Source organism: Microbacterium hydrocarbonoxydans, assembly GCF_000956475.1.
In the GTDB taxonomy this organism is placed as follows: Bacteria; Actinomycetota; Actinomycetes; order Actinomycetales; family Microbacteriaceae; genus Microbacterium; species Microbacterium hydrocarbonoxydans_A.
On record NZ_JYJB01000010.1, the window covers coordinates 245,333 to 256,786 of the forward strand.

Sequence of the window (11,454 nt, forward strand, 5' to 3'; positions counted from 1 at the left end):
ACACGCAGAAAGGCGATCGTGGCTGACCACTATGAGGTTCTCGGGGTGTCCCGGGACGCTTCCCTCGACGAGATCAAGAAGGCCTATCGGCGGCTCGCCCGCCAGCTGCACCCGGACGTGAACCCCGGGGACGATGCCGCCGAGCAGTTCAAGCTCGTGACGCACGCCTACGACGTGCTCAGCGACGAGGATTCGCGGCGCCGCTACGACATGGGCGGCGGCGACGGCGCACAGGGCAACTTCGGCGGTTTCGGCGGGTTCGGCGACATCTTCGAGACGTTCTTCGGAGCGTCTCAGGGAGGCCGTGCTCGGCCGAGATCGCGTCGCGAACGCGGCCAGGACGCGCTCGTGCGCGTGACGCTCGAACTCGGCGACGTCGTGTTCGGCGCCCACCGGGACATCGAGGTCGACACCGCCGTGCTGTGCGAGACCTGTCAGGGATCGTGCTGCCAGGAGGGCACCTCGCCCGTCACGTGCGACATCTGCGGAGGCTCCGGTCACGTCCAGCGCCAGGTGCGGAGCCTCCTGGGCAACGTCGTCACCTCCCAGCCCTGCGGCACCTGCGAGGGCTACGGCACCACCATCCCGTACCCGTGCGGAACGTGCGCGGGCCAGGGGCGGGTTCGCTCGCGTCGCACCGTGTCTCTCGACATCCCCGCGGGTGTCGAGACCGGTCTGCGTCTGCAGCTGCCAGGATCCGGCGAGGTCGGCAAGGCGGGCGGCCCCAACGGCGATCTCTACGTCGAGGTCACGGTCGAGCCGCACCCCGCGTTCAGCCGCGACGGCGACGACCTGCTCGCGACCCTCGAGGTGTCGATGACCGACGCGATCCTCGGCACCGAGACCACCATCCAGGGTCTCGACGGCGAGGTCGACCTCGAGATCCGCTCCGGCGTGCAATCGGGAGACGTGCTCACCATCAAGGGCAGGGGGATCACGCCTCTGCGCGGCAGCCAGCGCGGCGATCTGCGCGTCGGCGTGCAGGTCGTCACGCCGACCAGGCTCGATTCGGCGCAGCGCAAGCTCATCGAGGACTTCGCGAAGAAGGCGAAGGCCCCGGCTCCTCAGCTGGCCCAGTTCCAGCAGGGGCTGTTCTCCAAGCTGCGCGACCGCTTCCGCTCGCACTGATCATGGCTCTGCACTTCCTGGTCGAATCCGCGACGGATGCCGTCGAAGGCGGCGTCGTGTCGCTGACAGGCGCCGAGGCCAAGCACGCGGCCGTGGTGCGGCGCCTGCGCGTCGGCGAGGCCGTGACCGTCGGCGACGGTCGCGGAGTGTGGCTCACCGGCGTCGCAGAGGAGGTGACCCCGGCGCGCGTGGACGTGCGCATCCTGGAGCGGGTCGTGCACGAGGCCCCGACGCCGCGGGTCGTGCTCATCCAGGCGCTCGCCAAGGGCGATCGCGATGAGCTCGCCGTGCAGGCGGCGTGCGAACTCGGCGTGGACGAGATCGTGCCGTGGCAGGCGAGCCGCAGCGTGTCGCGCTGGGAGGGCGCCAAGGCGGTCAAGGGTCGTGAGCGCTGGGCGACGATCGTGCGCGAGGCCGCGAAGCAGGCGCACCGGACGTGGGTCCCTGAGGTGGCTCCGCCCGTATCGACCGCGCAGCTGGCCGAGCGCGCAGCGGATCAGCGGATGCTGCTGCTCGACCCCACGGCATCCACCAGGCTGTCCTCCCTGGAGCCGGACGGTCGCGACATCGTCCTGGTGGTGGGCCCTGAGGGCGGGATCTCTCCGGACGAGCTCGAGCGACTCGAGAATGCCGGTGCCGAGCGCATGCTCCTGGGAGACACCGTGCTGCGCACGTCGACCGCGGGTCCCGCGGCGATCGCCGTGCTCTCGGCGGCGCTCGGCCGCTGGTGACGCGCCCTCACTAGACTGAGACGCATGGCCGAGCCTTCGATCTTCACGCGCATCCTCACCGGCGACATCCCGGGAGAGATCCTCCTGGAGACCGAGCGGATCTTCGCGATTCGCGACATCAACCCGCAGGCGCCCCTGCACGTCCTGGTCATCCCTAAGACCGAGCAGTACCGCGACGTGACCGAGCTCGCGGCCGGTGACCCCGGCCTGCTCGCCGAGATCGTCGAGGTCGCCAAGCGGCTCGCAGACGAGCACGCGAACGGCGAGTACCGCCTGATCTTCAACAACGGCGCGAGCGCCGCCCAGTCCGTCTTCCACGTGCACGCCCATGTGCTCGGCAACTTCGAGGAGAACAAGCTCGTTGGCTTCTGACGACACCACCGAACGGATCTACGCCGACGGCGTGGCCATGGTCCAGCTGCTCGGCCCGCAGGACCGGCTGCTGCGGATGCTCGAGAAGGAGCACCCCGATGTGCAGGTCCTCGTGCGGGGCAACGAGATCACGCTGACCGGCGAGGCGGATGCCGTGGCTGCCGCGAAGCGGCTGGTCGACGAGCTTCTCACCATGACGAGGAACGGGCACGATCTGGCGCCGAGCGACGTCTCGAGCTCCGCCCAGATGCTGCGCCGCGACGGCGGCCCCCGCCCGAGCGAGGTGCTCGGCGAGGCGATCCTCTCCACCCGCGGCAAGGTGATCCGGCCCAAGACCCTCGGCCAGAAGGAGTACGTCGACGCGATCGAGGAGAACACGATCGTCTTCGGCATCGGCCCCGCCGGCACCGGCAAGACCTATCTCGCGATGGCGAAGGCCGTACAGGCCCTGCAGCGCAAAGAGGTCACGCGCATCATCCTCACGCGTCCCGCCGTCGAGGCGGGGGAGCGGCTCGGGTTCCTCCCCGGCACGCTGACCGACAAGATCGACCCGTACCTGCGGCCGCTCTACGACGCTCTCAACGAGATGATGGACCCGGAGATCGTGCCCCGTCTGATGGCCACGGGCACGATCGAGGTCGCCCCGCTCGCCTACATGCGCGGCCGCACCCTCAACGATTCGTTCGTGGTGCTCGACGAAGCGCAGAACACCACGCCGGAGCAGATGAAGATGTTCCTCACGCGTCTCGGGTTCGGCACGAAGATGGTCGTCACCGGCGACATCACGCAGGTCGACCTGCCGCAGGGATCGTCGGGCCTGCGCCTGGTGACGCGCGTGCTCAGCGACATCGACGACATCCACTTCTCGCGCCTGACGAGCGAGGACGTCGTGCGGCACTCGCTGGTCGGACGCATCGTCGACGCGTACAGCGAGTACGACGAGAAGCGCACGGCGCAGCGGTTCGAGCGCGAGCAGGCGGCGGAGTTGGCGAACCGCGCCGAGCGGCGGGGCGCACAGCGCCCCGGACCCAGAGACCGGATGCCGAAACGAGGCCTCTCCTGATGAAACGAGCACAGGCATGATCGAGATCAACAACGAGTCGGCGATCGACGTCGACGAGACCGTGCTGCAGCGACTCACCGACTTCAACCTGGCGCAGCTGCATGTCAGCCCGGACGCCGAGGTGGCGATCGTGCTCGTCGACGAGGGCGCGATGGAGGCTCTGCACGTGCAGTGGATGGACGAGCCGGGCCCGACGGACGTGCTCAGCTTCCCGATGGACGAGCTGCGCCCCGGCACCGAGGACCGGCCGACCGCCCCCGGCCTGCTCGGAGACATCGTGCTGTGCCCGCAGGTCGCCGAGACGCAGGCGCAGGCCGCGGGTCACACCCTCATGGACGAGCTGATCCTGCTCACGACCCACGGACTGCTGCATCTGCTCGGCTTCGATCATGCCGAGCCCGACGAGGAGCGTGAGATGTTCGGCCTGCAGAAGGAGCTCATCCAGGGCTTCGCGGCGGCTGAACGCCGACGATGACGGTCGCCTTCCTCCTGGTCGGCGCGGTGCTGCTGGTCGCCTTCGGCGGCCTGATGGCGGCGATCGACGCCGCGTTCGGCGTGAGGTCGCGCACCGACCTCGAGGAGATGGGAACCGAGGGGCGCAACGCGCAGCAGCTCGCTCGTATCGCCGCAGACCCCGACGCGCACGTCAACGCGGTCGCCTTCATCCGCGTGCTGTCCGAGACGACGGCCGCCGTACTGGTCACCGTCGCCTTCTCGAGCCTGTTCGACAACATCTGGTGGGCCATGCTCGCCGCTGCCGTCCTGATGACGGGCATCACCTTCGTGCTGGTCGGGGCGAGTCCGCGCACGTTCGGTCGCCACCACGCCGATCGGATGCTGCGCGCATGCGCGCCCGTCGTGCGCGGGGTGCGGATCATCCTCGGCCCCCTCGCGCAGGGTCTGGTCGTGCTCGGCAACCGGGTGACTCCCGGAGCCGGCCGCAGCACCTTCAGCTCGGAGGAGCAGCTGCTGAGCATGGTCGACGAAGCGGCCTCGAACGACCTCATCGAGGAGGACGACCGCGACCTCATCCACTCGGTGTTCGACTTCACCGACCAGTTCGTGCGCGCCGTGATGGTGCCGCGGACCGAGATGGTCGCCGTCGACGCCACCGCCACGACGAGCGAGGCGATGGCGCTGTTCCTGCACCGCGGCGTCTCGCGGATGCCGGTGGTCGACGATGAGGCCGACGACGTCGTCGGCGTGCTCTATCTGAAGGATCTCGTGCAGTTCGCCTTCCGCGACGAGAGCGCCTGGCGCACCGCGTCGATCCGTCCGATCTCGCGGCCGGCGACGTTCGTGCCCGAGTCGATGCGCGCGGAGACCCTGCTGCAGCAGATGAAGCGCGACGCCGTGCACGTGTGCCTCGTGATCGATGAGCACGGCGGGATCTCGGGCCTCGTCACGCTGGAGGATCTGATCGAGGAGCTCGTCGGGGAGATCTCGGACGAGTACGATCAGGTGTCGGCCGAAGTCGTCGACCTCGGCGAGGGCAGGTATCGCGTCAGCGCGCGCCTCCCGCTCGAAGACGTCGGCGATCTGTTCGGGCTCGAGCTCGAGGACGAGGATGTCGACTCGATCGGAGGCCTGCTGGGCAAAGCGCTCGGGCAGGTCCCGCAGCCGGGAGCCACGACGATCGTCGACGGGCTCCTGCTCACCGGCGGGGCGTCGAGAGGGCGCGGACGCGGAATCGCGACCGTGTTCGTTGAGAGGGCGCCGGGAGTGCCCGATGAAGGAGAAGCAGACGATGACTGAGCAGGCCAGGAGCGGCTTCGTGACCTTCGTCGGACGCCCCAACGTGGGCAAGTCCACCCTGACGAATGCACTGGTCGGCGAGAAGATCGCGATCATCAGCGACAAGCCTCAGACCACGCGGCGTGCGATTCGCGGCATCGTGAATCGGCCGGACGGTCAGCTCGTGATCGTCGACACCCCCGGCATCCACAAGCCCCGCACCCTGCTCGGCGAGCGACTCAACGATCTCGTCGAGCAGGTGCTCGGCGACGTCGATGTGATCGGCTTCTGCGTGCCGGCGACCGAGAAGGTCGGCCCCGGTGATCGGCGGATCGCGGCCTCGCTCGACGGCTACCCGCGCGCGAAGAAGATCGCGATCGTGACGAAGACGGATGCCGCGAGCCGCGACGACATCACCGAACGGCTCATGGAGGTGGACTCGCTGCGCGAGGACTGGGCCGCAGTCATCCCGCTCTCCGCGCTCACCCGCGATCAGCTCGACGTGCTGTCCGACGAGATCCTGCTCCTGATGCCGACCGGCCCCGCCCTGTATCCCGAGGGGATCACGACGGACGAGACCGAGGAGGACCGCATCGCGGAGATCATCCGCGAAGCCGCCCTCGACGGCGTCCGCGACGAGCTTCCGCACTCCATCGCCGTCGTGGTCGACGACATCGCGCCGCGCGAGGGCAGCGACCTCACAGACGTGCACGCCTCGATCGTGGTGGAGCGCGACAGCCAGAAGGCGATCATCATCGGCCGCAAGGGCTCTCGTCTGCGCGACGTCGGGGCCAAGGCGCGAGGCGAGATCGAGGGACTGCTCGGCACCCGCATCTTCCTGGGGCTGCATGTCAAGGTCGCCAAGGAATGGCAGCGCGACCCGAAGCAGCTCGGCCGACTCGGCTTCTGACATGGCCGGTCACGGTTACCAGGCGGCGCGGCCGCCGTTGCCGCCGTCATGAGCGGTCGCAGCGAAGACCCGGACTCGCTGCGCAACGAGGTCTTCTCCCGTGTGTTCGATGAGAACTGGGCTGCGGTCAGGCATCACATCGAGTGCGTCGTCGACGACGATGCAGAGGTGACCGAGCTCGTCTCGGAGGTCTTCCTCGGCGCCTGGGCCCGGCTGAAGCCGACCCGGCCATTCGATCGGGTGCAGCTCCTGAAGTTCGCCGATCGATCTCTGCGACGCAGATGGAATCGTGTGGCGGACCGGCCTGCGGTCACCGACGCGGTGCGGGCCGCAGTGACCGGCGCCGGCGTGGGAGACGAAGACGCAGAAGGCGATGCATCATCGACGCACGCAGAAGTGCTGCGAGCTCTCTCTGGCCTCAGCGCCCGCGAGCGGCGTATCATCATGCTCACGTACTGGGACGGACTCGCGGTGGGGGATATCGCCGGGTCGATGGGTGTTTCCCGTGCCTGTGCGGAACGCATTCATCGTCGCGCGGTCGTGAAGCTGCGCCGGGGGCTGGGCCTGGAGGGGGCAAACTGATGCCGAGGATCACTGATGAGGAGCTCGATCGCCTGCTGATCGAGGCCTCTTCGGCCCGGACGCCGATCGACGCCAAGCCCGATGCCGAGGCGATGGCGATGCTCGAGCGGATCATGGCGACCGATCCCCACCCGCATCGGCGACGCAATCGCATCGTCGGCGCGCTCGCGGGCCTCGCGGCCGCCGTGACCGCCACCGTCATCGGGATCAACGTGATGGTCCCGACGGGTGCGGCTGTGGCCGGCTCTCCTCAGCCGCTCGACTTCACCGGTGCGACCTCTGTCGCCGAGACGATCAGCGATGCGCAGACCGCTCTCGCGGCGGAACCCGGCCCCGCGGAGCCCGCGAGGTTCGTGCGCTCGGCGACGTGGTCCTTCAACATCGACGGTGACGACGCCACCGCCGTGGTCGTCCCGCAGCTGGTCACTCTGCAATGGGAGGCCGATCAGTCGGGGCGTGTCCTCGTCGTCGACGGGACGCCGTACGACCCGGCAGACGCCTCCGCCAACGTGTCGGCGGAGGTCACGAGCAGCGGCCGGGTGTCGATGGACCTGAAGATGTCCGCGGGCGAGTTCGCGACACCCGTGTCCGCCCCGCCGGGTGCGACGAAAGAGGAGATCAGGGGCGCCCTCGTCGCGTTCGGCATGCCTGCGGAGCCCACCGCGTTCGACGTGCTGTTTGCTGCATCATCTCTTCTCGAGCAGTGGACCCTGACGAACGAGCAGGAGTCGCAGATCCTGTCGATCCTCGACGAGACCGATGGGGCGACCGCGCTCGGTTCCTCGGTCGACCGGCTCGGCCGTGACGTCGTCGGCATGCGGGTGGCCTCGGCGGATGGTGCGGCGAGCGACGTCGTGCTGCTCTCGGCGGAGACCGGCCGCATCGTCGGCTTCGAGCGCACGAACGTCGTCGAAGACGACCTGCTGCCCGCCGGGGCGGTCATCGGCTACCGGCTGTTCGACGTCCCTGAAGAGGCCGTGAGATGATCCGACCTCGGTCGCTGATCGCGGTCGTGATCGGGATGCTGCTGGTGATCGGCGCGGCATCGCCGGTCGCCGCGTCTGCAGACGGGCAGGATGATGTGGCGCCGGACATCGTGCGGATGATGACGGAGGTACCTGGCGGTGTGCTGGTCGACGGCAACCACGCCGTGTGGCCGCGACTGGACATGGAGCTCGAGGTGCCCACTGCATCCCAGCGCTCTCTGTCGGCGACGTCGGTGGGCCCGTGCCCGAGCGACCGGATCTGCCTGTTCAGCGGCTACTCTCTCGGCGGCACGATGCTCTCGTTCGGAACCTGCGGCATCCACACCGTGCCCTCGACGTTCAGTGCCCGCTCGCTCGCCCATGCGCGAGCGACCGGGTACACGCAGGCCCGCAACGGGACAACCGTGATCGCAACGGCCTATGCCGGGGGATGGGCCAACATCTACAGCACGGCCACCAACATCCGCTGCGTGTTCTGAACGTCAATCCGCGGCGCGGAGCATCGACGTCACGATGACGACGTCTTCGCCGTACGCGGAGTCCACGGCATCCTGCAGGGTACCGTCGTCCCACGGGACTCCGACCCAAACGTAGCCGCGCTCGGTCCAGATGCTCGTGGCCTCGGCGTGGAGGCGTGATGCCAGCTCGTCCTGGATGCGGGTGAGCTCCGCCTCCGTCGTCGCACCTTCGCGTCCCCCGGTGGGATCCTCAGGGCTGACCGGATCGTACAGTGCCAGCATGATCGGCGGGTCGGTCACCTCGAGCCGCTCGCCGTCGAACAGGCCGTAGACGGCGTATGCGCCCCAGGTCGTGTCGCCGCTCGTCTCGCTGCCGTCGACGCCCTGCCAGGACCAGCCGTCGAGCGGGACGCCCTGGCACTGCGGTGGGTAGGACTCTGCGATCGCGCCGAGGCACAGCTCGGCGCCTTCCGGGCCGTCGATCACGGTCCCGGTGGCGATGACCCGGCCTTCGGGCGCGGGTGCGGTCGTGAGTGCCACGCTGGTCGGCGCCGAAGAGCCCGGCGCGGAGCCGCAGGCCGTGAGCGTGAGAAGGGCGACGGCCGCGACAGCGGTCATGGCGCGCGTGCGATGTGTGCTCATACCTGCGAGTGTCCGGGCCGGCCCGATCGTCTCACGCGTGTCGACCTGCTACCATGGCGGCATGCCTTTCGGCGGTCTGCTTCTTCTTAGCTGCCGCGACGAGTCCTGATAGCTAGGGCCTTCCTCGTCGCGGCGCTTGTGTTGGCCCGTACACATTCCTGACGAAGAGAAGAAGCCCCATCATGAAGAACACTCAGCGCCCCTCGTCGATGCCGATCCACAAGTACCGGCCGTACCACGAGCAGATCGCCGTCGACCTTCCCGACCGCACCTGGCCCGCCGCCCGCATCACGCGGGCGCCTCGCTGGTGCGCGGTCGACCTGCGCGACGGCAACCAGGCCCTCATCGACCCGATGTCCCCCGAGCGCAAGCGCGTGATGTTCGAGCTGCTCGTGGGCATGGGCTACAAGGAGATCGAGGTCGGATTCCCCTCCGCGAGCCAGACGGACTTCGACTTCGTGCGTCAGCTCATCGAAGAGAACCTGATTCCAGACGATGTCACGATCCAGGTGCTGACGCAGGCGCGAGAGCACCTCATCGAGCGCACCTACGAGTCCATCGCGGGCGCCAAGCAGGCGATCGTGCATCTGTACAACTCCACGAGCGTGCTGCAGCGCGAGGTCGTGTTCCGCACCGACAAGCAGGGGATCATCGACATCGCCCTCGAGGGCGCCCGTCTGTGCCGCAAGTTCGAGAAGACCATTCCCGACACGCAGGTGTACTACGAGTACTCGCCCGAGAGCTACACCGGCACAGAGCTCGAGTTCGCCGTCGACGTCTGCAACCAGGTCATCGAGATCTTCGAGCCGACGCCCGACCGCAAGGTCATCATCAACCTGCCGGCGACCGTGGAGATGGCGACGCCCAACGTCTACGCAGACTCGATCGAGTGGATGAGCCGTCATCTGGCGCACCGCGAGAACGTGATCCTGTCGCTGCATCCGCACAACGACCGGGGCACCGCGATCGCAGCGGCCGAGCTCGGCTACATGGCCGGCGCCGACCGCATCGAGGGCTGCCTGTTCGGAAACGGCGAGCGCACCGGCAATGTCGACCTCGTCGCGCTGGGCATCAACCTGTTCACGCAGGGCATCGACCCGCAGATCGACTTCAGCGACATCGACCAGGTCAAGCGCACGGTCGAGTACTGCAACCAGCTGCCGGTTCCCGAGCGCAGCCCGTGGGCGGGCGACCTCGTCTTCACCGCGTTCAGCGGTTCGCACCAGGACGCGATCAAGAAGGGCTTCGAGGCCATGGCCGCGACAGCCGAGGCGAAGGGCGTCACGGTCGACGAGATCGAGTGGGCGGTTCCGTACCTGCCGATCGACCCGAAGGACCTGGGTCGCTCGTACGAGGCCGTCATTCGGGTCAACTCGCAGTCGGGCAAGGGGGGTGTCGCGTACCTGCTGAAGGCGGACCACGCGATCGACCTGCCCCGCAAGCTCCAGATCGAGTTCTCCGGCGTCGTGCAGGCCAAGACGGATGCCGAGGGCGGCGAGGTCACGAGCGAGCAGATCTGGTCGATCTTCTCCGACGAGTACCTGCCTGCGGATGCCGCCGAGCACAAGTGGGGGCGGTTCGAGCTGCTGGCGACGCAGACGCGCAGCGACATGTCGGGAGAGGTCATCCTCGACGTCGTGCTGCGCGATGACGAGCAGCAGCTCACGGTCACGGGCTCGGGCAACGGCCCGGTCGCGGCGTTCGTCGAGGTGCTGCGCGAGCAGGGCTTCGACATCACCGTCTACGACTACGTCGAGCACGCCCTGAGCGCCGGGGGCGACGCGCAGGCCGCGGCCTACGTCGAGCTGCAGGTCGGCGATCAGCGCCTGTGGGGCGTCGGCATCGACGGCGACATCTCGACGGCGTCGCTCAAGGCGATCGTGTCGGGTGTGAACCGCTCGATCCGCACGCGTCAGCAGGACCTGGTGGTCGCCGGGCGTTGAGCTTCTCTCGCTGAAGGACCGGGGTGAGCTGTTCGGTCGTTGAGCGAAGGAGCGCAGCGACTGAGACGAGACGCGTCGGCTGACATGGAAGGTCTGCCGAGGCGTCTCGTCTCGCTGCGCTCGCTCAACGACCGGGGGAGCCTGTCCGGTCGAAACGCTCGATCGACGAGAGGCTCAGTCGGCCGAGGGCTTGATGATCGGGATCATCCCGGTCTCGGCGGCGACGCGGCGGCGGTAGAGTCGGCGCTGCTCGGGCAGCGAGACGTCGAAGCTCACGGCCAGGATGCGGATCACGGCGGTCACGACGATGCCGATGATCGCGGCGACCGTGACAGACATGCCGAAACCCTGTACGGCGATCACGATGAACGCGCACCCCGCGCCCGCGGCGACGGCGTAGAGCGAGCCGACGTGCATGATCGCGGTGGGCAGGCCCATCAGCATGTCGCGCAGCACGCCGCCGCCGACGGCCGCGCATGCGCCGATGAAGACGGCGGGGACGGGCGGGATGCCGAAGGCGATCGCCTTGCTCGTGCCGAAGGCGCCGAACATGCCGATCACGACCGCATCGAGCACCACGATGACCTTGTTGAGGCGGTCGAACAGGCCGGCGAGCAGCATCCCGAACAGCGATGCCCCGGTCGCCGTCACAAGATACCAGTTGTCGTGCAGAGTGGCGGGCGGCTGGCCGAGCAGGATGTCGCGGATGAGTCCGCCGCCCATGCCGATCATGATCCCGATGATCGCCACTCCGAGCCAATCCAGGCGGCGCTGACCCTGGAAGCCTGCGGCGAACATCGCGCCCTGCACGCCTCCGAGCCCGACGCCGAGGAGATCAGCCCAGAGCGGAACGGTGAAGAGCGGTTCGGTCACGCCTCTATTCTCCTGCACGGAGGATAATCGAG

13 protein-coding genes are annotated in these 11,454 nt (G+C 68.4%); 11 read left to right on the plus strand and 2 right to left on the minus strand.

Annotation, left to right across the window (positions count from 1 at the left end; all coding sequences use genetic code 11):
• The first annotated feature begins 18 nt into the window (after positions 1-18).
• From dnaJ to RS84_RS13740, 10 genes are read left to right on the plus strand one after another with little or no spacing between them, the layout of a single operon-like run.
• Positions 19-1,128, plus strand: a complete 1,110-nt coding sequence (gene dnaJ / locus RS84_RS13695) for a molecular chaperone DnaJ (RefSeq protein WP_045258376.1) — start codon at positions 19-21, stop codon at positions 1,126-1,128.
• Positions 1,129-1,130: 2 nt separating this feature from the next.
• Positions 1,131-1,859, plus strand: a complete 729-nt coding sequence (locus RS84_RS13700; protein ID WP_045258377.1) for a 16S rRNA (uracil(1498)-N(3))-methyltransferase — start codon at positions 1,131-1,133, stop codon at positions 1,857-1,859.
• Positions 1,860-1,883: 24 nt separating this feature from the next.
• Positions 1,884-2,231 (plus strand): HIT domain-containing protein, encoded by a 348-nt coding sequence (locus RS84_RS13705; RefSeq protein WP_045258378.1) that lies wholly within the window; start codon positions 1,884-1,886, stop codon positions 2,229-2,231.
• Positions 2,188-3,294: a PhoH family protein gene (locus tag RS84_RS13710; RefSeq protein WP_045258379.1), complete on the plus strand. Its 1,107-nt coding sequence runs from the start codon at positions 2,188-2,190 to the stop codon at positions 3,292-3,294. The genes RS84_RS13705 and RS84_RS13710 overlap by 44 nt, the downstream gene beginning before the upstream one ends.
• 16 nt (positions 3,295-3,310) lie before the next feature.
• The gene (gene ybeY / locus RS84_RS13715; RefSeq protein WP_017202321.1) at positions 3,311-3,769 is read left to right on the plus strand and encodes an rRNA maturation RNase YbeY; all 459 of its coding nucleotides are present in this window, start codon (positions 3,311-3,313) and stop codon (positions 3,767-3,769) included.
• On the plus strand, positions 3,766-5,049 hold the full coding sequence (locus RS84_RS13720; protein WP_045258380.1) for a hemolysin family protein: 1,284 nt from the start codon (positions 3,766-3,768) through the stop codon (positions 5,047-5,049). Before ybeY ends, RS84_RS13720 begins: the two co-directional genes overlap by 4 nt.
• The gene (gene era / locus RS84_RS13725; protein ID WP_045258381.1) at positions 5,042-5,938 is read left to right on the plus strand and encodes a GTPase Era; all 897 of its coding nucleotides are present in this window, start codon (positions 5,042-5,044) and stop codon (positions 5,936-5,938) included. The genes RS84_RS13720 and era overlap by 8 nt, the downstream gene beginning before the upstream one ends.
• A 48-nt stretch (positions 5,939-5,986) precedes the next feature.
• The gene (locus RS84_RS13730) at positions 5,987-6,520 is read left to right on the plus strand and encodes an RNA polymerase sigma factor (RefSeq protein WP_045258382.1); all 534 of its coding nucleotides are present in this window, start codon (positions 5,987-5,989) and stop codon (positions 6,518-6,520) included.
• Positions 6,520-7,506 (plus strand): hypothetical protein, encoded by a 987-nt coding sequence (locus tag RS84_RS13735; protein WP_235281497.1) that lies wholly within the window; start codon positions 6,520-6,522, stop codon positions 7,504-7,506. Before RS84_RS13730 ends, RS84_RS13735 begins: the two co-directional genes overlap by 1 nt.
• On the plus strand, positions 7,503-7,985 hold the full coding sequence (locus tag RS84_RS13740; protein WP_045258383.1) for a hypothetical protein: 483 nt from the start codon (positions 7,503-7,505) through the stop codon (positions 7,983-7,985). Before RS84_RS13735 ends, RS84_RS13740 begins: the two co-directional genes overlap by 4 nt.
• A 3-nt stretch (positions 7,986-7,988) precedes the next feature.
• On the opposite strand, the gene RS84_RS13745 is transcribed toward RS84_RS13740, so the two are convergent.
• Complete coding sequence (locus RS84_RS13745; protein ID WP_045258384.1) at positions 7,989-8,606, minus strand: hypothetical protein; 618 nt, start codon at positions 8,604-8,606, stop codon at positions 7,989-7,991.
• Positions 8,607-8,788: 182 nt separating this feature from the next.
• On the opposite strand from RS84_RS13745, the gene leuA reads away from it, so the two are divergent.
• Positions 8,789-10,549 carry a 2-isopropylmalate synthase gene (gene leuA / locus RS84_RS13750; protein WP_045258385.1) on the plus strand — a complete coding sequence of 587 codons (1,761 nt, stop codon included), beginning with the start codon at positions 8,789-8,791 and terminating at the stop codon, positions 10,547-10,549.
• Positions 10,550-10,723: 174 nt separating this feature from the next.
• Here leuA and RS84_RS13755 read toward each other — a convergent pair whose 3' ends face one another.
• Entirely contained in the window at positions 10,724-11,422 is a 699-nt protein-coding gene (locus tag RS84_RS13755; protein ID WP_045258386.1) for a trimeric intracellular cation channel family protein, read from the minus strand.
• Between the last annotated feature and the right edge of the window lie 32 nt (positions 11,423-11,454).